21 protein-coding genes and 1 pseudogene are annotated in these 24,056 nt (G+C 41.9%); 6 read left to right on the top strand and 16 right to left on the bottom strand.

Features of this window, described 5'->3' with window-relative positions:
• The 4 genes and pseudogenes from E4T71_RS04815 to rlmD form a co-directional block, all read right to left on the bottom strand.
• On the bottom strand, window positions 1–4,611 hold a 4,611-nt coding region (locus tag E4T71_RS04815), incomplete at its 3' end, for a MucBP domain-containing protein (RefSeq protein ID WP_135037591.1).
• A gap of 130 nt (window positions 4,612–4,741) precedes the next feature.
• A pseudogene (locus tag E4T71_RS10220) lies at window positions 4,742–4,933 on the bottom strand (IS110 family transposase); the annotation flags it as partial.
• Window positions 4,934–5,167: 234 nt separating this feature from the next.
• The gene (locus E4T71_RS04810; RefSeq protein ID WP_228062354.1) at window positions 5,168–5,419 is read right to left on the bottom strand and encodes a DUF1912 family protein; all 252 of its coding nucleotides are present in this window, start codon (window positions 5,417–5,419) and stop codon (window positions 5,168–5,170) included.
• An 11-nt stretch (window positions 5,420–5,430) separates the two neighbouring features.
• Window positions 5,431–6,777 (bottom strand): 23S rRNA (uracil(1939)-C(5))-methyltransferase RlmD, encoded by a 1,347-nt coding sequence (gene rlmD, locus E4T71_RS04805; protein WP_135037588.1) that lies wholly within the window; start codon window positions 6,775–6,777, stop codon window positions 5,431–5,433.
• 36 nt (window positions 6,778–6,813) lie between these two features.
• On the opposite strand from rlmD, the gene recX reads away from it, so the two are divergent.
• The 3 genes from recX (at window position 6,814) to E4T71_RS04790 (ending at window position 8,616) form a co-directional block, all read left to right on the top strand.
• Window positions 6,814–7,602 carry a recombination regulator RecX gene (gene recX / locus E4T71_RS04800; RefSeq protein ID WP_135037585.1) on the top strand — a complete coding sequence of 263 codons (789 nt, stop codon included), beginning with the start codon at window positions 6,814–6,816 and terminating at the stop codon, window positions 7,600–7,602.
• A 103-nt stretch (window positions 7,603–7,705) separates the two neighbouring features.
• Window positions 7,706–8,239, top strand: coding sequence for a DUF402 domain-containing protein (locus E4T71_RS04795; protein ID WP_135037582.1), 534 nt, complete (start codon window positions 7,706–7,708; stop codon window positions 8,237–8,239).
• 59 nt (window positions 8,240–8,298) lie between these two features.
• Window positions 8,299–8,616 carry a DUF960 domain-containing protein gene (locus tag E4T71_RS04790; protein ID WP_135037579.1) on the top strand — a complete coding sequence of 106 codons (318 nt, stop codon included), beginning with the start codon at window positions 8,299–8,301 and terminating at the stop codon, window positions 8,614–8,616.
• A 39-nt stretch (window positions 8,617–8,655) separates the two neighbouring features.
• On the opposite strand, the gene E4T71_RS04785 is transcribed toward E4T71_RS04790, so the two are convergent.
• The 9 genes from E4T71_RS04785 to E4T71_RS04745 form a co-directional block, all read right to left on the bottom strand.
• Window positions 8,656–9,645 carry a PhoH family protein gene (locus tag E4T71_RS04785; RefSeq protein ID WP_135037576.1) on the bottom strand — a complete coding sequence of 330 codons (990 nt, stop codon included), beginning with the start codon at window positions 9,643–9,645 and terminating at the stop codon, window positions 8,656–8,658.
• Window positions 9,646–9,707: 62 nt separating this feature from the next.
• Window positions 9,708–9,923, bottom strand: a complete 216-nt coding sequence (locus tag E4T71_RS04780; protein WP_135037573.1) for a YozE family protein — start codon at window positions 9,921–9,923, stop codon at window positions 9,708–9,710.
• Window positions 9,916–10,788 (bottom strand): RNA-binding virulence regulatory protein CvfB, encoded by an 873-nt coding sequence (gene cvfB, locus E4T71_RS04775; protein ID WP_135037570.1) that lies wholly within the window; start codon window positions 10,786–10,788, stop codon window positions 9,916–9,918. Before cvfB ends, E4T71_RS04780 begins: the two co-directional genes overlap by 8 nt.
• Window positions 10,789–10,839: 51 nt before the next feature.
• Window positions 10,840–11,397: a ribosome recycling factor gene (frr, locus tag E4T71_RS04770; protein WP_135037567.1), complete on the bottom strand. Its 558-nt coding sequence runs from the start codon at window positions 11,395–11,397 to the stop codon at window positions 10,840–10,842.
• Between the two features lie 3 nt (window positions 11,398–11,400).
• Window positions 11,401–12,138 carry a UMP kinase gene (pyrH, locus tag E4T71_RS04765; RefSeq protein ID WP_135037564.1) on the bottom strand — a complete coding sequence of 246 codons (738 nt, stop codon included), beginning with the start codon at window positions 12,136–12,138 and terminating at the stop codon, window positions 11,401–11,403.
• A 350-nt stretch (window positions 12,139–12,488) separates the two neighbouring features.
• Window positions 12,489–13,754, bottom strand: coding sequence for an ABC transporter permease (locus E4T71_RS04760; protein ID WP_135037561.1), 1,266 nt, complete (start codon window positions 13,752–13,754; stop codon window positions 12,489–12,491).
• Window positions 13,754–14,449, bottom strand: coding sequence for an ABC transporter ATP-binding protein (locus tag E4T71_RS04755; protein ID WP_135037558.1), 696 nt, complete (start codon window positions 14,447–14,449; stop codon window positions 13,754–13,756). The genes E4T71_RS04760 and E4T71_RS04755 overlap by 1 nt, the downstream gene beginning before the upstream one ends.
• Entirely contained in the window at window positions 14,433–15,641 is a 1,209-nt protein-coding gene (locus tag E4T71_RS04750; protein WP_228062353.1) for an efflux RND transporter periplasmic adaptor subunit, read from the bottom strand. The genes E4T71_RS04755 and E4T71_RS04750 overlap by 17 nt, the downstream gene beginning before the upstream one ends.
• 14 nt (window positions 15,642–15,655) lie before the next feature.
• Window positions 15,656–15,868, bottom strand: coding sequence for a YdbC family protein (locus E4T71_RS04745; protein ID WP_135037555.1), 213 nt, complete (start codon window positions 15,866–15,868; stop codon window positions 15,656–15,658).
• A gap of 151 nt (window positions 15,869–16,019) precedes the next feature.
• Between E4T71_RS04745 and E4T71_RS04740 the strand changes: the two genes are divergently transcribed.
• From E4T71_RS04740 to E4T71_RS04730, 3 genes are all read left to right on the top strand, one after another.
• A complete protein-coding gene (locus E4T71_RS04740) occupies window positions 16,020–16,331 on the top strand; it encodes a hypothetical protein (RefSeq protein ID WP_135037552.1) in 312 nt (103 codons plus the stop codon).
• 125 nt (window positions 16,332–16,456) lie between these two features.
• Window positions 16,457–16,765: a DUF3270 family protein gene (locus E4T71_RS04735; RefSeq protein ID WP_135037549.1), complete on the top strand. Its 309-nt coding sequence runs from the start codon at window positions 16,457–16,459 to the stop codon at window positions 16,763–16,765.
• Window positions 16,766–16,862: 97 nt separating this feature from the next.
• Window positions 16,863–17,909: an LLM class flavin-dependent oxidoreductase gene (locus E4T71_RS04730; RefSeq protein WP_135037547.1), complete on the top strand. Its 1,047-nt coding sequence runs from the start codon at window positions 16,863–16,865 to the stop codon at window positions 17,907–17,909.
• 349 nt (window positions 17,910–18,258) lie between these two features.
• Here E4T71_RS04730 and E4T71_RS04725 read toward each other — a convergent pair whose 3' ends face one another.
• The 3 genes from E4T71_RS04725 to E4T71_RS04715 form a co-directional block, all read right to left on the bottom strand.
• Window positions 18,259–19,692: a 6-phospho-beta-glucosidase gene (locus tag E4T71_RS04725; RefSeq protein WP_135037544.1), complete on the bottom strand. Its 1,434-nt coding sequence runs from the start codon at window positions 19,690–19,692 to the stop codon at window positions 18,259–18,261.
• Window positions 19,693–19,845: 153 nt separating this feature from the next.
• On the bottom strand, window positions 19,846–21,327 hold the full coding sequence (locus E4T71_RS04720) for a glycoside hydrolase family 1 protein (protein ID WP_135037541.1): 1,482 nt from the start codon (window positions 21,325–21,327) through the stop codon (window positions 19,846–19,848).
• Between the two features lie 173 nt (window positions 21,328–21,500).
• Complete coding sequence (locus tag E4T71_RS04715; protein ID WP_135037538.1) at window positions 21,501–23,399, bottom strand: beta-glucoside-specific PTS transporter subunit IIABC; 1,899 nt, start codon at window positions 23,397–23,399, stop codon at window positions 21,501–21,503.
• Window positions 23,400–24,056 lie beyond the last annotated feature (657 nt).

Genomic DNA, 24,056 nt, shown 5'->3' with positions numbered 1-24,056 from the left:
TGGATCGTTTGGATCTGTAATTGATGGCGGTACATAACCTTTACTTGGATCTGTTGGATCAACTGGCTTCAAGGGATTTCCATCTGGATCTTTCGGGGTATAACCCGGAATATATGGCAATGGGGGGTTATCTCCTGGTACCAATGGTGTGTCATCATATGGTACAGGTGGACGATCCCCTGGATTGTCTACTCCTGGGATATAAGGCAAGTAGGAACCTAGTTCTTTGTAGACATAGGTAACACTTGTTTCACCTTCAACTACCTTGCCAGTTTCCTGATCCCCATCTTGAACCTTGGTGAAGAGATAGCGCTTGCCATCTTTTTCAATGATCTGAGGTTTGTGGTCACTTGTATCATATGGCGTGTCTACATCTGATTCTGGTGTATCCACTACATCAGCTGCGATCGTCTCACCCGCTTCGTTCACATAGTGAACAACCACACGACCCTTCTTCACTTCTGGTTGTGGAGTTTCTTTTAGGACATACTGATAAACGATGGTCTGTTCACCTTCTTTAACCTCTCCTGATTCAGGGGCATCTCCCTGGTTCATACGAACTGGATTAGCGGCTGAAAGAACATAAGTATGACCATCTTTTTCGATAGTTTCAGGTCTAGTACCTTGATAAACTTCACCAATTGGACTATCTGCTGGTTTTACAACAACTGAATTTTGAAGTTCAGTCTCCCCACCTTCGATAACATAGCGAGCCTTAACCTCACCACCCACTTGTTGGTAAACGTAGGTAACTTCTGTTGTTCCTTCGACAACTTTACCTATTTCGGAACCTTCTGTACGGTCTGGAACAAGGATATACTTCCTACCATTACTTTCAATAACTGGTGGTTTCTCACTATCGTTTTCACCTGTATTGTAGCCTTCGCCTACTGGTGAATCTTCGGTGTCTTTATAGTCATCCTTGATGGTAGTACCCTTGGTATCCTTATAGTGGACAACGACATGACCTTTTGGAACAACTATTGGACGATAGATGACTTTATCGTGATAATCTTCATCAGTTGCCTGAACTCTAGTGTGTGCTCCTGTTGCTTCAGTTGATGTTGAAGTACCACGGTCCACTTCTTCAGAATGAAGAGTATATCCTTCTAGACTTGGATTTTCGTAATCTTTGAATTCTCCCGTCTTAATTTCTGTAGTTTCTTCATACTTATCATCCGTCAAGGTCCAGTCACCCATCATTACTTCACCAGTAACCAGGTTAATAGTTCCTGTTCTACGGAAATGAAGAGTATCTGTCTTAGTTGGAATGCGATCTTCAGATACTGGTTGGCGGTTATTACCATCAGCATCCTCTGTGTAATAAGTTACTGTACGAGTTACCGTTCTTTTCAGTGCATTTGGATCTTTAGCATCCGGATTGCTTGGATCTGGATAATTTGGTTTATCTGGATCGGTTGGTACTTCTTCACCTGGTTTAACCGGTTTATTGGGTTCAAATGGTACTATTTTCGGTGTCAAATCGATGTGGTAGGTATCAACACCATCTTGTCCATCAAAGGTTTTACCGGGACCATATTCATCTTTAACTAACTTGTAACCTTGCTTCAAGTACTTGTCAATGACACCTTGTTTGGTTTCTTCGGTATAAGGAACACCGGTTCCACCCCTACCTTCGAACTCACTAGTTCGTTCTAATTCTTCTACAACATCCCCTTTTGCATCAATATATCGGTAGACAATGACTGCCTTATCTTTTTTCACCTCACGGTAAACATAGGTGACTTCCTTTGTTCCCTCTGCTACCTTACCAGATGTTGGATCGGTTGATTCTAAGTGTCCCTCTCCATCAACTTTACTAATTGGATACGTCCCTGCTGGTACAAGTTCATATTCCTTGCCTTCTGCAGTTAGAATTGTAGAAAGTTTCCTATCGCTAGTATTATAGGCAGTACCTGTATCAGCATTCTCTTCATCCATTACAGGGGGGTTAAGTTGTTTCCCATTTTCGTCCACATAATGAACCCTCACAGAACCTTTTACCAATTCATAATTATAGACAATCCGAGTAGTGCCTTCTACAACTTTACCTTCTTCAACACCACCAACATTATTCTCTACACGTCGGTAGATTTTCCCGTCTGCTGTTGTGATATAAGCTGGACGGTTATCAATTGTTGAATAATTTGTACCTGTTGAAGTTCTTGAAGTATCAACAATTGCCCCTTCCCAAGCACGTTTCTCTTCTGTTTCTGTATCTGAAACATTACCAATCGTCTTACCATCTGAAGAAGTACCCGTAATGGGTTCACCTGTTCCATTTACACGATAAAGAACAACAACATCCCCTTTTGCCTCTTGATAAACATAAGTAACAGTTTGATCTTCTTCTTTTACTTTTCCAGAAACAGGGGCACTCGAAACGAGGTGATTATTATTGTCCACAGCCCCAACAGTATAATTACCAGCTACCGCTAATTTATAAGTTCTTCCATCTTCTGTCTTGATGGTATTAGGTTTGTGATCGCTAGTGTTGTATTCAGAATCGTATTTACCATCCCGAACATCTGTTACTTTCTCTACATACGTATTATTTTGTGGAATCTTAAGGGGATTTCCATCCGTATCTGTATAGGTTACAAAAACATTGGCGGTCTTCGCACGATAATAGTAAATAACATCATCTGGCTCAAAAACCGAATTATTAACATCGTATGTACGTCCAAGATTATAACGAGAATTCGAAGCCGTAAATGGTTCTAGGACAACTTCTCTGGCTGCTGTTGCATATTCATCTACTGTAGGTGCTTCAGTTGATCCTGTCGGACTCTTATAGCGAAGCTGAATAAATTCGACAATCCCTTTAATACCGTTATCCGACCGACGTGTCTGCTCCTCTTGAGTTTTATCTATATCATCATAAATAAAATACTTATCTTTATTGTTGAAAAAATCTTTGGCTTCTGGAAGCTCAGCAGCAATTCTGTCTTTATCAATGTTCACACTTGTAGAAAACGTTCCAGGAGCTTTAGCCCAAGTAATATAAGCTTCAACCTTAGTCTTACCATCCTCTAATAATGTAAGCTTACGATATGCAGTTCCACGAGTTGTTACATTTCTCTTATAGAGAACAGTACGCTCAACACCATCAACAGTTTCTTTATCCCGAGTAACAACTTCACTATTAATAGTGTAGTTCTCGTTTCCCTCTATCCTAACCAATTCATAACCTTTAATATCAACAGGTTTGGTTGTATAATTTGTGAGTTCATCCCAACCATACTGAACAAAGGTCGGATACAATTCTTTATTAGTCTCATCCTCAAGGAATTTAGTAATCTGCGTTCTCCAAATACCCCGTTTGACCTGGTGTGTTGAGGCTGGATGTGTTTGCGTGTACATATTTGTACCATAGATCTGTAAGTAAGCTACCGCCGCATTATCCATACGTTTTTGAATACGTAAAGATGGGATACCCGTAATCGGTGAGACTGTAACAAACAAAACTGAATAGGGACCACTTCCATCTGCTGATTGATCTAATGCAATGACTTGACCATTAGAAAGTTGTGTTGCATCAATGGTCAAGGTGTTAAGAACACCACCATTTTGGGTCACAGTCACATAGAGATACCTCGCAAATCCTTCCTTATCAACGTCTTCTTTAGAAACCGAGAAAGTGTACTGACGTCCAATTTCCTTAGGACGCACACCATCCCCAAGATCATTAGCGAAAACATTCTCGGATACTAAAACCGTTGTTCTATCAGGTCGAGGATCTAGATAAGGGCTATAACCCTCTCGTATCAATTTACGTTCCGATGTGCTGTATCCATCATTTGGCTTGTTACTAGAAGTCTCTGTAGCAGCCCTGAAGGATCCACCGGAGACAGCAACTCCTTGACGTAAATTCTGATAGCTACGATTAAAGGTTAGTGCACGCACTTGCTCGTCACTTAACTGTGCGAATAATTCGCGTGTCATTTTAAAATCACCTAAATCATAGATACCCAACTGAGAAATCTCTTGTGGGCTCATCTCTTTTAGACGAACAGCAGTCAAAATTTTATAAACTGATTCTTTGATTGGAGTATCAGCTACTTCAACCTCAAGTTCGTCAGCCTTGCTAGAACTGGTAGGCACCGAAACAACCGAACTTGGCTGACTTACTTGAACTAATTCTTCAGAATTAACCTCAGAAGTCGATGCCACTGTAGAAGCTGACTCCCCTGTTGGCTGAACGGCTTCCTTACTTGCCTTGGTTAGGGCAGACTCGTTGGCTATTCCAAATAAAGAAGAACTTGTGCGAATCTCTTCCTCCTCATTCTGATCATTTGAACTAGCAGACGGTTGAGACTCAACCGTTAGACCTTCTGATCCTTCTTGAGCTAAACCCATTGAAGGAGTTAAGAGAATCGGTTGCTCTGAAGCAAAAGCAGTCGATTCAGCTTCTGTCAAGGAGGTCTCCACTTCTTCCAACTGTCCACTAGCAGCTGATTGATCGTTTGAAATCTCTGACTCTTCAGCCTTAGCTTCAGTACCTGATGCTAATAAAGCCCCTAAAAGCACACTGGCCAAGCCAAAATGATACTTCCAGAAGGAGTAGCGATGTTTCAATCCATACCAATCAAAACCTTTACGATTCTTCATGCAATACTTATCCCTTCTATTTCATTTCAAATCTATTATAAAATAAAAATGCTTCAAAGTAAAAAGAATCTGTTAACATATATGGCCTTTTATCGTCAATGAAAATCAATCTTAAACTAGGAATAGTAGCTTTCTCAAGAAAAACTTGAAGGCGGTGTGAATAAACTCCTCTAACTTCAAAAATCATCTCAAGTGAAGAGATAGTTTCCAGATCCTTTAACAATTTTAAAAAGCCGATTGCATCATTAGAGATGGTATAGTTCGTCACTCTATCAGTATTAACGAAAACTGCTATTTCTGAACTAGCCTCACTCACATCAATACCAAAACTATTCTCTCACTTTGTCTTGCATGATCCTTGAAAAAATTCCAGCCAAAACAAGTGGTTTGCCAGTTTGAAATACGACTTAACAAAACACCTCCTCTACCGTAACATGAAGAAAAAGTAGTGAGAAAATCTTTCATCGAAGATTTCCTCACTACTAATCTTAGTATGTTTAAAACTAAACTTTATTAATCAAGCAGCTAAAATGTTCGTCTTGACCAATCGTAATCTTTAATAAAATCTCTTATCTAAAAATCCCTCGGGTAAGTCATGGAAAGACTTACCATCATGCAAATTTAAGAATTTGCCAAGCAAAAAGCTATAGGCATCCAAACGACTTTCATAACGAATCCAAGCCTCACGTGCTGCCTCATCCTTCTCTTCTTCCCAGATACGGTGACTTTCAGCTACTGCCATTTCATTGGTTGTCACCTGCAATTTCAGCCATTGCTCCATATCCTTTAAAAATTCCTGCTCTTTCAACTTTTCTCCTCCTATTTTCTCCTCAATTTAACCACAGCTTCTGTTCGAGCAGTGTGGGGAAACATATCTACAGACTGGATGTAATCAATATGGTAGGCTTTAGCCAGGGTTTTTAAATCCCGAGCCAAAGTTGACACATTACAAGATACATAGACCATTTTCTCTGGTTGGTAGGTCAAAATCGTCTTTAATAGTTTTTCATCCAAACCCGTTCGAGGCGGATCCACAATCAAGGCATCAGCTCGGTATCCTTCTGCGTACCAACGAGGGATAATGCTCTCCGCAGTCCCTGCTTCATAATGAGTATTACTAAAACCCATACGTTTAGCATTAATCTTAGCGTCTTGGATAGCCTCTGGCACTATATCCATCCCACGTACGGATGCGACCTTGTTGGCAAAAGCAAAGCCGATAGTTCCAACGCCACAGTAGGCGTCGATTAAATGGTCGGTCTCCCGTACGTCCAGAGCCTTGACCGCTTCTTGATAGAGAACCTCCGTCTGATGGGGATTGAGTTGATAGAAAGCCCGCGGAGATAATTCAAAACTGTAGTCTAACACCCCTTCCTGAATATGCTCCCTTCCCCAAATGATTTCAGTCTCTGCCCCATAAATATCACTGGTTTTCTTGGCTTGAATATTGATCGCAATAGTTTGAATTGCTGGAAAAGCTTCTGTCAGTTTCCTCACCACCAAACTTAAGTCCAAACGTCGACTCAATACAAAAATCATATGAACCTGACCGGTTTTGCGAGCGCGTCGAACCATGACCGTTCGCACTCCCTGACCTTTTCGCTCATCATAAATCGGAATATCTAAATCATCCAATAATTCAGCAGTTCGATTAATAATAGTCTGGGTCATCTTATCTTGAACCAGGCAGTCCATCACTGGTACCAAACGATGAGAATTTTCCTCAAATAATCCAGCCGCAACCTTGTCTTTCACACGTCGAGTCTGAAATTGTAATTTTCCCCGATAATAAGTCGGTTTTTTCATCCCTAAGGTGGGACGAAGTTCATAATCCTCATAACCTTCTGGTTTAAATTTTTTCAAAGCCTGCTTTAAAACATCCCGCTTAAACTCAAGTTGCTTCCGATACTGTAAGTGCATAATCTGACAGCCCCCACAAGTCTCATAAATCGGGCAGGCCGGGTCCACTCGAAAGCGTGACGCCTTGTTGACCCTAAGCAAACGAGCCTCCGCATAGTTGGACTTGACCCGACTAATCCGACAAAAAATCTCCTCCCCTTTCAAAGCACCCGGCACAAAGACCAGAGTCCCCCTATGGAAACCGATACCTTCTCCATTTATACCCATTCGTTTAATTTTTAATGGAATCCCTTGTTTTACTTTCATACCTCTTATTTTACAACAAAAAGGTATAATAGACCTATGAAAATCACAAAACTTGAAAAGAAAAAACGACTCTATCTCTTAGAAACCGACCAAGGGCAAAGCTTCTACATCACCGAAGACACCATTGTCCGCTATTTACTATCCCAAGGCAAGGAGGTCACAGAAGAAGAACTGGAAGAAATCCAGGCCTTCGCACAAATTTCTTACGGTAAAAACCTAGCCCTCTACTATATCTCCTTCCAAAATCGCACCAAAAAAGAAGTCCACGACTACCTAGTCAAATACAAGATTGCTCCCTCTCAGATTAGCTCCATCCTTCAGAATCTGGAAGCTGACAACTGGATTAACGACCAACGCTACTGCCAAAACTATCTCGAAGGACAACTCCGTACTGGCAATAAAGGCCCCTACCGTCTCCAAGAAAAGCTCAAACAAAAAGGAATTACCCCAAACCTTATCACCCAAACCCTCCAAGAATTCGACTTTAGCCCGCTGGCTCTCAAAGAAGCCGAAAAACTCCAACGCAAATACAGCCAACGTCTGAGCCACCGCAACCTCAAAACCAAGATTACCCAGGCTCTCTACCAAAAAGGTTTCACTTCCGATACCATTCGCTTTGCCATGAGCCAACTAAACTGGGAAAAAGACAGCGAAACCGAAGAAGAACTCCTAGAAAAAGAACTTGACAAAGCCCTCCGCCGCTACCAAAGAAGACATGAAGGCTTTCAACTCAAACAACGTCTGAGCCAAGCCCTACTCCGCAAAGGCTTCGACTATAACCTGATTAAAAGCAAGATTGACCAGGCCCTGCGCGACTTAGACTAGACTTTTCAGAACAAGGACTACCACATGTAAGGTTCCCATCTCCTATTTCCTTTCATTTGTGATATAATTGAAAGGTAAGTGTATTGTAGAAAGTTGGTAGCATATGAAACTTCCAAAAGAAGGCGACTTTATTACAATTCAAAGTTATAAGCATGATGGGAATCTGCACCGTACTTGGCGCGATACCATGGTACTAAAAACAACAGAGAACGCCCTTATTGGCGTCAACGATCATACACTGGTTACCGAGAGTGATGGTCGTCGTTGGGTGACACGCGAACCAGCCATTGTCTATTTCCACAAGAAGTATTGGTTCAATATTATCGCCATGATTCGCGATAATGGCGTCTCCTACTATTGTAATCTAGCTAGTCCCTACTACCTAGACCAGGAAGCCCTGAAGTACATTGACTACGACTTGGATGTTAAGGTCTTTGCGGATGGGGAAAAACGTCTACTGGATGTAGAAGAGTACGAACGCCATAAGAAGCAAATGAACTACTCCGAGGATATCGACTTTATCCTCAAGGAAAATGTGAAAATTCTAGTGGATTGGATCAATAATGGTCGTGGCCCCTTCTCCCAATCCTATGTAAATATTTGGTACAAACGCTATTTAGAACTCAAAAATCGGTAAAGTTAGCCTTAGGGGCAGTGTGGGTTCCACCTGCCTCTTTTACTATGAAAGGAGCTTCCATGCCTTTTTCAAATCCTACTGAACGTTACGCCTCCTTTGGCATTGTCACTAGTCTTCCCTCTGAGCTCATTGATTCTTTTTGGTTTATTATCGACAAAAACTTGGTCGGGGTCTTTGATTTAACCTCACCCTTGCATTTTAGAATCTTAAAAAATGCGAACAATCAGGTCACCATTGAATATCGAAGCTCGCAAACAGCATCTTGGATTCAATTTGATTTACCCTACTCCTTTAATCCAAGTTATCCACGGGAAGTCTACATCATTGAACAAAATAATACCCAGGTCGTCGTTTTACCAGATGAACTCAACGGGTGACAAAAAAAGCCAAACCGCACGGTTTGGCTTTTTTGGGGGCTATTCCTCTTCCTCAGAAAATAGCTTTACTTCTTCAATATCCTTAGGTTGGTAAGCAGAGATGATCTGCGATACTAAGGGATGACGAACAACATCTTGCGTTGTCAAATGAACAAATCCAAGGGTTTTTAAGCCACTCAACTTATCCATAGCATCCAGTAATCCCGATCGTTGTCTATGGGGCAAGTCAATTTGACTAATATCCCCATTAATAATCATCTTGGAATTGAAGCCCAACCGTGTCAAGAACATTTTCATCTGCATGACAGTTGTATTTTGAGCTTCATCTAAAATAACAAAGGCATCATCCAGAGTTCGGCCCCGCATATAGGCCAAGGGGGCAATCTCGATGACTTCTCGTTCCAATAAACGATTCGTTTGCTCTTTACCTAGAATCTTATGTAAAGCATCATAAACAGGACGAAGATAAGGATCCACCTTCTCCTTGAGGTCTCCAGGGAGAAATCCCAGACTCTCCCCTGCTTCTACAGCTGGTCGCGTTAAAATAATTCGCTTCACTTGTCCTCGCTTAAGAGCTCGTACAGCTAAAGCAACAGCTAAGAAGGTTTTCCCCGTACCAGCCGGTCCAATCCCAAATACAATATCCTGATATTTCACCGCATCTACAAAAAGTTTTTGCCCAGGAGTCTTAATTCGAATAGACTTACCCTGAAAATCTGTTAAAACCTCCTCTTCATAGAGGGCCACAAACTGATGGAGGCGATCTTCCTTAGACATATTCATGGCGGTTACCACATCCGTCAACGCAATCTGCATCCCACGATTCACCAAGACCTGAAGAGCCTGAATAATAGCCTTCGCCTCCAAAGCCTGCTCTTCATCTCCTAGAATCTGAACCCGCTCAGTCCGAGCATGGATGACAACATCCAAATAATCCTCCAAAAGTTTCAGATTCCGTTCATTAGAACCAAATAAGAGCAATAGATCATCCGGATAATTTAAGGTTAACTCAGTCGAAAATTCTTGCAAATGATTCTCCTTTTTTGCTTCTTTCCTATCAGTATAACAAATTCCCTGCCCCTTGTCTTTGCTCAATGGGATAAATAAGTCTCCCAAATACGATCAAATTGACTTAAATTAAAGGCAAAAGAGGCTTCTTCCTCCAAATAACGGCTAATCTGATCAAAATCACTACTTTGGCGGGGAAAAGCGGTATCCGTAAAGACCAATTCTGCCAAACTAGCCGCTTCCGAATCCAGCTTGGAATCCCGCTGTGTCATCAACCAATGGTAAAAGGATTTACGCATGGTCATCCTCCCCAATCCACTCTGTTCCCCATTCGTCCTGTTTGATATGACCGGCTTTCATCAAGCCCCCTAACGCCTTCTTAAACTGCCCTTTAGAGATACCAAAGGTATCCTTAATAGCCTGTGGTGAAGATTTGTCGTTCAGGGTCATAAAACCACCATTTGACTGTAGGTACTGGGCAATCATCTGGGCATCATTTTCCAACATTTCATGAGAACGGGGTTTCAAAGACAAATTCAAGGTACGATCAACTTGCCGAAAACCAATCACACGAGCATTCAAAACCTGTCCCAAGCGAGGCTCCGTAAACCGTTCAGACGGATGAACAAAGCCTAACATATTATTCTCAGGTAGATATACAAAAGTACCGCTTAACTTCAAGCGATAGACAATAGCAGGCCAGGTTTGGTTCTGCATATTGTCATAAGCGGGCCCAGCCAAGCGTTGAAAATCTTCTGGGCTGGCTAAAATTCCCCAAATCCGCTCTTTAGCATCCACATCCAACCGAATATAGAGACGATCTCCCTTCTTAGGCCACAACTCTTTTAACTCTGGAAGAATGTCCAAAGACACTACCACTTGCTTATCTGGAAGCCCCGTATCCACAAACACACCCAAGTCACGTCGAACCTCTGTCACTTCTCCCCAACCAAAGCTCGTACGGTCAGCAGTCACGTCAATAGTCGTCAAGCGTCGCTTCTGCTTCATATCCACATAAGTAAAGCCCTTAACAGAATTCCCTAAGGCATACTCTCCTTCTGTCTTATCGAGAGCATAGGTCTGCCCTTCCTTTTGAACAAAATAAAACTGATCATTCTCATCCGTAATAAGACCCACGATATACGTCGCTAATAAACTTTCCATAATTACTCCTTTTCAAAAAAAGGTTGGCACAGCCAACCTCTTCTCACGAACTCAGACTTCTAGGATTTCTTTTTCTTTCCCAGCTGTCATTTCATCGATCTTCTTAACAGCGTCATCTGTAACTTTTTGAATGTCTTTTTCTAGACCTTTCAATTCATCTTCTGTGATTTCTTTTGCTTTTTCTTGCTTTTTAGCTTCGTCCATTGCATCACGGCGGATGTTACGGATTGCAATTTTAGCATTCTCACCGACTTTTTTCACTTCTTTCGCCAAATCACGACGTGTTTCCTCTGTCAAAGCAGGAATCACCAAACGAATCACAGATCCATCATTTGCAGGTGTGATTCCAAGGTCAGAAGCATTCAAAGCACGCTCGATATCCTTCAACGAAGATTTGTCAAATGGCGTCACCAAAAGAACACGAGCTTCTGGAATTGTGATAGAAGCAATTTGGTTTAAAGGTGTCTCTACACCATAATATTCCACACTAATACGGTCCAATAAACTTGCATTGGCACGACCTGCACGAATAGCTGCAAATTCACGAGCAAGGCTTTGATGAGATTGGCTCATCCGTTCTTGTGCTTTGGTTACGATTGTATTACTCATTCATTATTCTCCTTTTTGTGAGTTATTCGAAACAGTTGTTCCAATTTGTTCTCCGAAGACAACGCGACGGATGTTCCCTGATTCGTTCATATTAAAGACCACTAGGTCAATGTCATTATCCATTGAAAGGCTGGATGCTGTAGAATCCATTACTGCCAATCCCTTATTCAAAAGATCCCGGTGAGTCAGTTCGTCAAACTTAATGGCGTCAGCATTCTTCCGTGGATCGGCATTATAAACACCGTCTACACCATTTTTAGCCATCAAGATAGCCTCGGCTTCGATTTCCGCAGCTCGAAGAGCAGCTGTGGTATCCGTTGAAAAGTAAGGGGAACCCGTACCAGCTCCGAAAATCACAATCCGACCTTTTTCAAGATGTCGTAAAGCCCGTCCACGAACGAAAGGTTCTGCAACCTGGTTCATTGGAATGGCGGTTTGTACCCGTGTATCCACACCTGCTTGTTGCAAGGAATCTGCCATAACCAAGGCATTCATCACTGTCCCCAACATGCCAGTATAGTCCGCTTGCACTCGATCCATACCTGCTGCTGCTGCCGGCTCACCTCGCCACAAATTACCGCCTCCGATAACCAGAGCGATTTCTACACCAGCAGCCTGAACTTCCGCAATCTCTGCTGCCATTTTTTGGACCGTTAAAATATCAATCCCGACACCCCGTTCACCCGCTAGAGCTTCACCGGATAGCTTAATCAAGACACGATTGTATTTAGGTTTCACCATCTTACCTCTCCTTTTTTCATCCTCACTATTCTACCATTATCCCAGTCAGAAAGTCAAAAACTAAAAAACAATCATATTAATCCTGTGGACAGAAAGTTGTTTGCAATAGTTTTCGTTCTAAATATCTGTAATAAGCAAGTCTTTATAGTAATAGAGGCTGCGATGATAACTAGCTCTAAAAATTAAATATCATCGCTAACGGTACTCTATTCACCCATTACAGTTACCAAAGAGCCCTAAAAAGGCCAAGTTCTATTTGATGACCCATCAACTTAGAACTTGACCCTAGCTATATTGATGTGCTGCGCATTTCCAACACAGCTACGCCAATTCTTGAATCCTACTCGTCTTTATTCGTACCGCAAGGCTTCAATCGGATTCAATTTAGAAGCTTTATTCGCTGGAAGCAATCCAAAAATAACACCGATCGTAATTGAAAAGAGGGTCGATCCAACAACAGATTGCATACTGATGACTGGAGGACCACCAAAGGCTGCATTGAGACTATCTCCAATCAAGAAAACAACTCCATAAGAAAGCGCAAGACCGATGAAACCTCCAATAAGGGTAAGAACCACTGATTCTACCAAGAACTGCGTTAGGATGTTTCGACGCGTTGCTCCCAAGGCTTTCCGCAGACCAATTTCTCGAGTCCGCTCTGTTACCGATACCAACATAATATTCATGACACCGATACCACCTACCAATAAGGAGATACCTGCAATCGAACCGATTACCAACTGCATAATTCCTACGGTTTGTTGAATTTCTGCCAATTGATCAGAAAAGTCCATCACCTGGTATTCTCCTTGAGCCGGACGAACAAGTTGGGTCAGGCGACGAGCTGCCGCCCCTCCAATTTCTAAGGAACGATTCACATCTTCTACACCGATGACAATGGACTGAATTTCAGGAACAGAAAACTCTGCAGCCAACTGAGTATTGGTCATCAGTAATTGCCCATTAGGATATTGATACTGGGCGGTAAAATCATTCTTATCATAGTCAAATACGCCCATAATCCGATAGTTGTTTCCTTGAATTTTGATAAGCTGGTTCAAGGCATTCTCCGGATTATCAAAAAGTTTATTGGCTAACGTTTTATCTAATAGTACAACCCGAGCAAACTGCTCATAATCGGCTGCTACAAAATTCCGGCCAGCAAGAACTTGGTATTTTTGAGACTCGAAGTAAGAGTCTGAAATCCCTGTAAGCATCGCACCCTTAACGTTCTTACTCTCGTAAGAAATAGTTGCACTCGCTGAGTTCGAAATTAGATATTTGGTAACTCCCGGAATATTCAATAAGTCAGCAATCTGATTTTCTGCTACTTCAGGTTGTGGAGGGAGCCCTCCCTCCATCAATTCATTCTCAGCTTCCAATACTTCTTGGCTGCTAACAATTCCACTTCCGTCTTTGGATTTAATGGGAGAATAACTGATTTGGACATTTTGTTGTGAAGAAGCCAAGCTCTTGGTAAAGGCCTTGTTCATCCCATCTCCAAAAGCCATGATCAGTACAACCGCTGAAACCCCAATAATAATTCCCAACATGGTCAAGAAGGACCGCATTTTATGAGATCGGATAGAGGCAATGGCAAATTTCCAAGTTTCCATTACAGACCCCCTTCCTTAGCTGAATCCTGTGTAATACGTCCATCACGGATAATAATCTGACGGCTTGCATAAGCGGCAATCTCCGGTTCATGAGTAACCATAATAATAGTCTTACCTTCTTTATTCAAATCGGTTAACAATTCCATGATTTGATCCCCAGTCTTGGTATCAAGAGCTCCAGTCGGCTCATCCGCCAAGATAATCGCTGGCTCATTGGCTAAGGCTCGAGCAATCGCCACCCGTTGTTTTTGCCCACCAGACAATTCTGACGGCAAGTGTTTCATCCGTTCAGCTAGATCCACCTTTTCCAAATAATATTTAGCCGTTTTTAACCGTTCACGTGCATTTTTTCCAGCATAGATTAGCGGAAGTTCAACATTTTGAAGGGCTGTTAATTTTGATAGAAGAAAAAATTGTTGAAAAACGAAACCAATTTGGTGATTTCGAACATGGGCTAATTTATTCCCCGAAAGACGGGCAACTTCCTGACCTTCCAAGTCATAGGATCCTTTTGTCGGTTGATCCAGAAGACCAATGATGTTCATAAGGGTTGACTTCCCAGAACCTGAAGGTCCCATGATCGCCAAAAATTCTCCTTCTTCAACATCTAAATCGATGTCTTTGAGAACCTGAAGAACTTGATCCCCATTACGGTACGACTTTTGGAGTCCTCTGATTTTAATGAGATTCGCCATCCTTATCGACCTCCTGACCTTGCTTGATCTGATCATCAGGATTAGTAATGACCTGCTCGCCTTCTTTCAGACCTGCAGAAATTGCTTGGTTTTCCGCATCTGCACTACCAATGGTAACTTGAACCTTCTTGGCTTTACGATCCTTACCAACAACCCAAACATAGTGTTTTTCACCTTCTGTCACCAGTGCTGTGATTGGAACCACCGTTTGCTTACCTTCATTCTGAACTTCCATGCTAACATTGAAGCCTTGCTTCAACTCAGAAGCGTCTGAATTGATAGTAACATTGTAAGGATATTTAGCTCCGGCATCTGTTGGATTCGCTGCTGCTGCATTACTATCCCCACCGTTTTTAGGATAGTTTGAAATGTAAGAGAACTCGCCTTCCCAAGTCTTACCAGGGAAAACTTTGGACGTGATTTTGACCTTCTGTCCCTTGGTAATGTTTGGAAGAGTATATTCTGTCACATCACCTTTAACTTGCAAGCCATCTTCGCTCACAATGTGCACCAAGACCTGGCCTGCTCCTGTTGCTGATTTTGCTACATCTCGATTCACTTCAACAACAGTCCCTTCAATGTTAGAGTAGACAGTCGTTGCGTTCAACGTGTTTCCTGCTTTTTCAAGACCTGCTACCGCATCCTCACGACTATCATACAAATCATACAGAGAATTTTGAGCATTCTGTTGAGCTGCACCCGTAGCCGCACTATAGCCATAACCTGCGCTAAGATCATTAGAATCTGTGGCTGTAGCAGCTCCAGCTGAGCTAGTAGCTGCATCAATCCCATAGACCTCAGCTGTATAAATTTGACGGTCAACTTTATTAACAGCCCGCTGTGCTATATCATAATCCAATTGAGCATTTTGACTTTGATACTGTACCAATGGTGTTCCAACACCAACATAATCTCCAACATTCACCAAGACATCTTGGAGATCTCCCTTACCAGCATCTAAGTAAACATATTGTTCACGATTAGCCGCAATCTGACCTGTTAGAAGGGTATTGGAAGCAACATTGCCAGACTTTACCTTAGCAATCTGATAACCAGATTGTGTCTGCTCGACATCACCGGAGAAACTATTTAGTAACATTCCTCCAACAGCAAAAACAAGAACAGCTGCACCTGCCCCCATGGCAATCTTACCCTTGCTAAGATTTTTTTTATCAAAGGAGAATTTTTTCATCGTATCCCTCTTTCTTAATTCTTAAATGCCTCTACTAATACTTGAAATTCCTCATTCGTCAATGTAATCCCCTTGCCCATCTTTTGATGATCCGGACTCCATGTTCGTAAATCAAACTTCGCAGGTGCACCATTAAAGCTCACCCGATTCAATTCCTTTGTCCACCCTTTTTCATTGGTTGATAGGACCAATAATTTTTCTTCTATTTCAAATGTAAACTCAGCCATTGCGCCTCCCTTTTTGAATGATAGTACATCTATTTTACACTATTTTCTATTAAAAATTAAATAATATGGGAAAAATTCCCCTCTTACAATATTGTAAGAAAAGATTAAAATCGTTATAATAGAATAAAAACGAATAAAAGGGGGAGAATCCATGTCAACATTATGGAATGCAATTAAGCAACAAATGACTGATTTTCTGGAAGCCGGGGATGCTAAAGACAAGACTCATAAGCAGTTAGCAGATATTCAATCCCAATTACAAAGAGCTCAAAATCAGAAACAGACGGTCTTGATTATCTACGGTAAAAAACACGTTACCGGTACCATTCTTAAAATGAATCCAGATCAAAACCAACTCATTATCAATAGCCTTCCCCACAAGGTCTCAACGATTATCCCTTTACAAGAAATCCGTCGGGTAAGTCCTGTTCCAAGAGAAATCCATAACAGCCATCAACATTAGACATGGAACCAATCACCTCAATACCCTTTTTCATGATTGACTGATTCCCGTATTGTCATTGTTTTGTAATGTAAGAGTCTTTGAAAATGTGGTATTCTATATAGTGATTTGCACAAGGAGAGATTATGCCCGTAAGAGAAAATGTGTTACGTGACCAAGAGGTCCTCCGTAACCCCCAACAACCCGTCGAAAGTCCCTTTATACAGTATGAACCTGAACAAGATCAGGATGTCTTAGAGAACCGCTACGAATTTTATTACTTTGCAAATCTAGCAATCTTCTCTCTCACAACTATCCTCTTCAGCTTCATCTTCCTTTCCTTGGAAGTGGCCTCTGTTTGGTCTGTCTCCGGGGGGATCCTTATTAGCCTAGCCATTTTACAAGCTAGTCGCTATGTGAGGAAGTATCATAAAAACAAATCTAAGGTACGCTAACAACGTACCTTATTTTTTCGAAATCAAATCCCTTGCATTTATCACTAATTAGTTATAAATTAGTTTCAAGTGAAGAACATAAAAGGAGATCTCAACGATGAACATTGAACTAGGAATCTCAACATTTGGTGAAACAACACCACTCGAAGGAAGTCAGCAGACCTTCTCACATCCTGAACGTATTCAACAACTGGTCAAAGAAATAGAACTAGCTGATGAAGTCGGCTTGGATGTCTACGGAATTGGTGAGCACCACCGGGATGACTTCGCTGTTTCTGCACCAGAAATCATCCTTGCAGCTGGTGCTGTTCGTACCAAACAGATTCGTCTTACCAGCGCCGTCAGTATCCTCTCCAGCCTAGACCCAATCCGTGTCTACCAACAATATGCTACCATCGATGCACTCTCCAATGGACGCGCTGAAATCATGGCCGGACGTGGCTCCTTCACGGAATCCTTCCCCCTCTTCGGTCAAGACCTCAGAGATTATGATAGTCTTTTTGATGAAAAATTAGATTTACTTCTCTATGCCAATCAAGAAACCAAACTAAAATGGCACGGCCATCACACCCAAAGTATTGAGAACCGTGAGGTCTATCCACGCGCCGTACAAGAGCAACTTCCGATTTGGGTAGCAACCGGCGGCAATGTCGAATCTACCGTTAAAATTGCCCAAATGGGACTTCCGATTGTCTATGCCATTATCGGTGGCCAACCAAGCGCCTTCAAACCTCTTATTAACGCCTACAGGACTATTGGGAAAGAGAACGGCTTCAAGGCTCAAAACCTAAAAGTCGGAGCTCACTCTTGGGGATTCATCCTGGAGGACGGCGAAGAAGCTCGCAAACGCTACTTCCACCCAACAAAACAAGTCGTTGACGCCATCTCCAAAGACCGCCCACACTGGACACCACTCAGCTATTCCCAGTACCTTCAACAAGTTGGACCAGACGGAGCTATGTTTGTCGGCAATCCCGACCAAGTAGCTGAAAAACTCATCCAAATGATTGAAGAACTTGGTCTCAACCGCTTCATGCTCCATCTTCCCCTCGGCTCTATGCCCCATGAAGATGTTCTTAAAGCCATCGAACTCTTTGGGACAAAAGTTGCCCCAAAAGTCCGTGCCTACTTTGCAGATAAATGAAAACCAAATCACCCTATCTATTCATACCCACCCTAAAACGTTGATTTTACGGCATTTGTGGCAACTTTACATATTCATATATACACCACCAAGGGTGCGCAAAAATTCCGCAAATTTTGGCGTAAAAAAAGCCCTGTAACGGGCTGCCAACATTTTACGAGTTCAGTAGGCAAGAATTGGCGTGGCGATTAGCTACGCTTTTTTATTGCCTAAATCAAGTATAACACAATCATATTGGGGCAAAACTAACAATTTCTGGCTTCACTTGAAGCTTGAATAGATAAAAATAGGCTCTAGCATTTCCATAGTGGCTAGCAACCCACTGTAGAAATAATAGAGCCATTTTCTCTTATCCTAAATCCTCACCATTTGTAGCGATGACTTGTTTGTACCAGTTGAAAGATTTTTTCTTAGAACGTTTGAGAGTTCCTCCACCCTCGTTGTCCCGATCAACATAAATAAAACCGTAGCGTTTCTTCATTTCACCGGTTCCTGCTGAAACAAGATCAATACACCCCCAAGTGGTATAGCCAAGAAGTTCTACACCGTCTTCAACAATTGCATCACGCATAGCTACAATATGTTGGCGGAGATAGTCAATGCGATAATCATCTTCGACATAGCCCTTTTCATCTGGTATGTCAACCGCACCTAAGCCATTTTCAACAATGAACATAGGTTTTTGATAACGATCCCAAATTGTATTGAGAGTGATGCGTAGTCCCAGTGGATCAATCTGCCAGCCCCATTCGGAAGCTTCCAAATAGGCATTTTTGATGGAAGCAAAGATATTTCCTTGAGTCTTTTCATTCACTTCTGGATCTCCAGAAGCTACTCGGCTTGAGTAGTAAGAGAAGGAGATGAAATCAACTGTGTAGTCTCGCAGTAAGGCCAGATCTTCATCTGTCATTTCTACATCAATCCCCAAACGCTCCCATTTTTTCTTGGCATAATTTGGATACTCTCCGCGTGCTTGAACATCGATGAAAAAATAGTTTTCACGGTCTTCTTGTAAGGCTGCCCAATAGTCTCGTGGGTGGGCTGTATTTGGATAATATTGCCCCGCAGCCAACATACAGCCGACCTTGTTTTCTGGATCAATTTCGTGAGCCAATTTCGTTGCGATAGCCGATGCGACCAACTCGTGGTGAGCTGCTTGGTATTTAACTTGTTCCTGATTCTCTCCCTCCTCGAAATAGAGACCTGCCCCCATAAATGGGGCGTGGAGAATCATATTAATTTCGTTGAAGGTGAGCCAGTATTTCACTAGACCCTTGTAACGCGTGAATAGCGTCCGACAAAGCCGTTCGTAAAACTCTAGCATCTTGCGGTTTCTCCAGCCCCCATACTCTTCAATCAAGTGCATTGGGCAGTCAAAATGGGTAATAGTTACCAAGGGTTCAATTCCATGTTTGTGGCACTCTTTGAAGAGTTTTTCATAAAATTCCAAACCTTTTTCATTCGGCTCGAGTTCATCGCCTTTGGGGAAAATCCGAGACCAAGCAATGGACAGGCGGTAGGTCTTAAAGCCCATCTCTCCAAAGAGAGCGATGTCCTCTTTGAAATGATGATACATATCGATGGAGTCTTTAGCTGGGTAAAAATATCCTTCCTCAAACGTAAACATCTTGCGCTGACCTGCGATGATCGAAAAGCGCTCTTCTCCAATGGGAACAACATCCACATTGGCTAAGCCGCGGCCATCGACATTATAAGCTCCCTCACATTGATTGGCAGCCGTAGCACCACCCCACAAAAAATCTTTTGGAAAACCTTTAACCATTGCATACTCCTTTATCTGTTCATTTTTCGAATTCTGAAACCCATTTAGCCGTATCTATTGACACCTCTTCTCTGTCACAAGCCTCTTGTGTTAACTACTGATTTTTGAAGAGAATTTGACCATGTCTCATCAGATAACCGCTATTTTCGCTTTCTAATTCAGATCTTCACCATTGGAACGAATAACCTTTTGATACCAATAAAAAGAATCCTTAGGTATTCGTTCTAAACTACCGTTTCCTAAGTCATCCATATCGACATAGATAAATCCATAACGTTTCCGCATCTCACCTGTACCGGCAGACACAATATCAATACAGCCCCAGGTTGTATAAGCTACTAAGTCTACCCCATTAGCAACGGCCTTGGCCATCGCTTGAATATGGGTACGGTGATAATCAATTCTGTACTGATCGTGGATAGAACCATCTTCCTCAACAGTGTCCAAAGCTCCTAAACCATTTTCAACAACCATCATGGGAATCTCATAGCGGTCATATAATTTTTCCAAATAATATTGGAGTCCACTAGGATCTTGTGCCCAACCCCAATCGGAATACTCTAGATACGGATTCTTCGCTCCAACTGAAAAATTCCCTGAAACCTTCTCATCTACCTTATGGGTTGTAACAACTGTCGACATGTAATAAGAGAAGGTATACAAATCAATCGTTCCCTGAGAAAGAATCTCTAAATCATCAGCTTCCATTTGAAGTTCGACATTATGCTCCTGCCACAAGCGTTTAGCATAGGAACCATAACGGCCCTTGGCTTGAACATCGGAACAATAGTAGATATTTTTCTCCCACTGATGTTGATTCTCCAAAATGTCTGCAGGATCACTGCTCCCTGGATAAAAGGTAATTCCACAAATCATGTTCCCAAAGCGAAAATCAGGGTTCACCTTCCGTCCTCGTTGGATAGCCTTAGCTGAAGCCAAGAACTGATAATGCAACTGCTGGTAAGCATCTTGAAAATCCTCATCTGACGCTTGACCAAACATATCGAGGAACATAATCGTATTGTTGATTTCATTAAAGGTTAACCAATATTTCACCAAATCCTTGTACTCTTTAAAAAGAGTTTCAGCGTAACGAACATAAAAATCAACCAATTTCCGGTTAGACCAACCATTAAAACGAGTTTCCAATGACAGAGGCGTATCAAAATGCCAAATCGAAACCAGTGGTTCAATGCCATACTTGTGGCATTCCTCAAAGACTGAACGGTAAAAGTCTAAACCTGCTTGGTTAGGTTGGGCATCATCTCCATTTGGGAAAATTCGAGCCCAGGAAACAGACAACCGAAAAACAGAATAACCCATTTCCGCAAATAATTTAATATCCTCCTTGTAACGATGATAAAAGTCAACAGCTCGATGATTCGGATAATAGTGATCTTCTAAAATCGCATAGTCCGCTCCTTCTGGTAAGTGCCCTCCCATATGCCCCATAGAAGCATATTTTCCAGGTTTACCATCCTTATCAATATAGGTCGTATAACGTGGACTAGTCGCCGTTCCACCCGTTGTCACATCTGTTTGAACCAAGCCTCGCCCATCTACATCATAAGCTCCTTCAGCTTGATTGGCAGCAATTGCACCGCCCCATAAAAAATCTTTTGGAAAACGTACCATAATGAAAGCTCCTTTTCTTAACGGTTAACAATATTCGATACAAAGTCAAGGATGGTTCTACGTCCATCCTTGACTTCTCTCAATCCCTTACTTACAATACTCGGTGTTTCAATGCACCGGTCTTTCTCCATTGAAGAGTTAACTCTAGTATAATCAGATTATAACCGATTTTCCTAATTGATGGTTGTCAAGAGGTAATCACCAACCTGTACTTCACGTTCTTGACTTACGAGAACATCCTCGTACAAGGAGGTATTCGTAATAATCACTGGGGTTGTAATCGGTAGACCTGCAGCTTGAATGGTCTCAATATCAAACTCTAGAAGCTTTTGCCCCGCTTCAATAGAATCTCCAATTTCCACAAAACTTTCAAATCCTTCTCCATTTAGAGAAACTGTATCCATTCCTACATGGAGTAAAATTTCTGCTCCATTTTCTGTTCTAAGACCAATAGCATGTTTGGTTGGGAATAGCAGTGTAACTTCACCCTTAGCCGGGGCATACACTGTACCTTGACTCGGCTCGATGGCAATCCCTTTCCCCATCGCACCCGATGCGAAAACAGGATCTGGAATCTCTTCTAATTGCACAACTGCTCCTTGGAGTGGGCTGGCGATAATTTCTTGCTGAACTTCCCTAAGCGGTGCTACAACTTCTTCTTTTTCTTCAGCCGATTCAGGAGCACCGTATAGAGGAGGAACCGGAAGAGCCATTTGAATACCAAATGAAATTACAATTGCTGCTACAGAGGCAATAATACCTGAAATCAGACCAGACATATTACCTGTCGTCGTGTCAATCAAAGAAGGATAAAGGAACACTCCTAATCCACCAACGGCATAACCAACAACCCCCACAAACATCACATAGCCCCCAACTAAGCCACTCGTGATACAGCTGACAATAAATGGCGTCCGCATAGGGAGCGTAATCCCATAGATAGCTGGCTCTGTCACTCCAAAAATAGCGGAAATCAATGCTGGCATCGAGAGAGCTTTAACTTTAGATTCTTTGGTTTTCAGCATAATTGCTAAAAGAACACCAATCTGAGCAAAACTTGGGAACAGGGCTGGGGTAAGAATTGCTGAAAATCCTTGGCTAACAGTCTCCACAATGGCCAACGGCACAATCGCCCAATGCATTCCAAACATCACCATGACCTGCCAGAATCCGCCAAGCATAATTCCATAGAGAATCGGGCTAAGTCCCATAATGTATTGGAAGAATAAACTCAACCCAGCTGACATTAGATTTCCAATTGGTCCTACAATCAAAAAAGTAATCGGAACCGTTAGCAAGATCGTGATGAGAGGTACTAAGAAAAGCTTCACCACATCAGGAATTCGTTTTTGTACCTCTCTCTCAATATAGGACGCTACCCAGATTGCTAGAATCGCAGGTATAACCGTTGAATAATATCCACCAGTTGGAATTGAGAAAGGAATACCAAAGAGATGATCCAACCCCGCCGATGACAAAACTTCAATAGTTCCCGGTAAACTTGGATAAACTAGTGCTCCGCCAATGGCAAGAGCTATAAATTCATTTACCTTGAATTTCCGAGCAGCTGTTAGTGCAATAATCAGTGGAAGATACTGGAAGAACCCATCACCTGTTGCGTTTAGAATCGCATATAAGGCACTGTTATCAGCGGTCATTCCATTAGCTCCAAGAACAGCAACAAATCCTTTAATAATACCTGTTGCTGCCAAAGCTCCCAAAAAAGGTTGGAAAATACCGGAAATCAGATCCACAAATCGTTCAAATAGATTTCCCTTAATACGATCTCCTTCATCGATATCCAAACTCCCAGTTCCAACAATCCCTGCCGCAGACTGAACTGCTAGGTAAACATCTGGCACATGATTACCAATAACCACCTGATACTGTCCACCTGCCTGAACGACGGTTACAATTCCATCACGCATTTTAAGGTAATCGGTATCCGCTTTTTCCTCATCTTTCAGTGTAAATCGTAAACGCGTGATACAGTGTTTGAGTTCACTGATATTTTCTCTGCCACCGACATGCTCCACAATGTCCTTGGCTAATTCGCTATAATCCTTTGCCATACTAGGCTCCTTTCTGACCGGAACAAACAAAAAAACCTAAACATATACCGACCTGTCGATGACAAAAAGTTGCCCTCAGACACGCTCGTATATATTTAGGTTTTGCCTGCTTACCAGTAACAATCCTTTGATGATTTTATACTAACAAATTCTATTCAATTTTGCAAGCGTTTTCGGAAATTTCCACTACTTTTTAAAATACACTCTCCTTGACTCTTTAAAACAACATAATTTCTAATAACTCCTTCAACAAGTTTATTTTCGATTGTTCCCAACAATAAACCTAGAGGATTTATCGAAGAGCCTCTTGCACAATCTCCAACCTCACCTAGACCGATTGGTTTGAAAAGCACCTTCCCAATATTAAACTAGCAAGAACCACAGAAAGTTCTCCCCCGACAGATGAGCCCACAAGGGGAACTTCTTATGGCTACCTATCAATTCTTTGTCTGAATGGATAGTAATCTATATTTATACCCGTTGTGCTAGTTGATTAACCATAAGCAAGTGAATACCTTAGACTAAAACCGTTCTCCATTTGACTTTGATGAAGTAGTAAGGAATATGTTAATAAGATTGCCTCCACTTTAAATTTTAAAGCATAAAGATTCCTACATCTTAAATCTTCAATTCCGAATTGTTCCAAACTTGACAATA

This window comes from Streptococcus sp. WM07, from assembly GCF_004570525.1.
Lineage (GTDB): Bacteria > Bacillota > Bacilli > Lactobacillales > Streptococcaceae > Streptococcus.
This window is presented reverse-complemented; position numbering and strand designations above follow the sequence as displayed.

Excerpts from the sequence above, each read along its gene's own strand:
- rlmD (WP_135037588.1), bottom strand. The coding sequence starts at position 6,777 with ATGAAAGTAAAACAAGGGATTCCATTAAAAATTAAACGAATGGGTATA.
- recX (WP_135037585.1), top strand. The coding sequence starts at position 6,814 with ATGAAAATCACAAAACTTGAAAAGAAAAAACGACTCTATCTCTTAGAA.
- E4T71_RS04795 (WP_135037582.1), top strand. The coding sequence starts at position 7,706 with ATGAAACTTCCAAAAGAAGGCGACTTTATTACAATTCAAAGTTATAAG.
- E4T71_RS04790 (WP_135037579.1), top strand. The coding sequence starts at position 8,299 with ATGCCTTTTTCAAATCCTACTGAACGTTACGCCTCCTTTGGCATTGTC.
- E4T71_RS04780 (WP_135037573.1), bottom strand. The coding sequence starts at position 9,923 with ATGCGTAAATCCTTTTACCATTGGTTGATGACACAGCGGGATTCCAAG.
- cvfB (WP_135037570.1), bottom strand. The coding sequence starts at position 10,788 with ATGGAAAGTTTATTAGCGACGTATATCGTGGGTCTTATTACGGATGAG.
- frr (WP_135037567.1), bottom strand. The coding sequence starts at position 11,397 with ATGAGTAATACAATCGTAACCAAAGCACAAGAACGGATGAGCCAATCT.
- pyrH (WP_135037564.1), bottom strand. The coding sequence starts at position 12,138 with ATGGTGAAACCTAAATACAATCGTGTCTTGATTAAGCTATCCGGTGAA.
- E4T71_RS04760 (WP_135037561.1), bottom strand. The coding sequence starts at position 13,754 with ATGGAAACTTGGAAATTTGCCATTGCCTCTATCCGATCTCATAAAATG.
- E4T71_RS04755 (WP_135037558.1), bottom strand. The coding sequence starts at position 14,449 with ATGGCGAATCTCATTAAAATCAGAGGACTCCAAAAGTCGTACCGTAAT.
- E4T71_RS04750 (WP_228062353.1), bottom strand. The coding sequence starts at position 15,641 with ATGAAAAAATTCTCCTTTGATAAAAAAAATCTTAGCAAGGGTAAGATT.
- E4T71_RS04745 (WP_135037555.1), bottom strand. The coding sequence starts at position 15,868 with ATGGCTGAGTTTACATTTGAAATAGAAGAAAAATTATTGGTCCTATCA.
- E4T71_RS04740 (WP_135037552.1), top strand. The coding sequence starts at position 16,020 with ATGTCAACATTATGGAATGCAATTAAGCAACAAATGACTGATTTTCTG.
- E4T71_RS04735 (WP_135037549.1), top strand. The coding sequence starts at position 16,457 with ATGCCCGTAAGAGAAAATGTGTTACGTGACCAAGAGGTCCTCCGTAAC.
- E4T71_RS04730 (WP_135037547.1), top strand. The coding sequence starts at position 16,863 with ATGAACATTGAACTAGGAATCTCAACATTTGGTGAAACAACACCACTC.
- E4T71_RS04725 (WP_135037544.1), bottom strand. The coding sequence starts at position 19,692 with ATGGTTAAAGGTTTTCCAAAAGATTTTTTGTGGGGTGGTGCTACGGCT.
- E4T71_RS04720 (WP_135037541.1), bottom strand. The coding sequence starts at position 21,327 with ATGGTACGTTTTCCAAAAGATTTTTTATGGGGCGGTGCAATTGCTGCC.
- E4T71_RS04715 (WP_135037538.1), bottom strand. The coding sequence starts at position 23,399 with ATGGCAAAGGATTATAGCGAATTAGCCAAGGACATTGTGGAGCATGTC.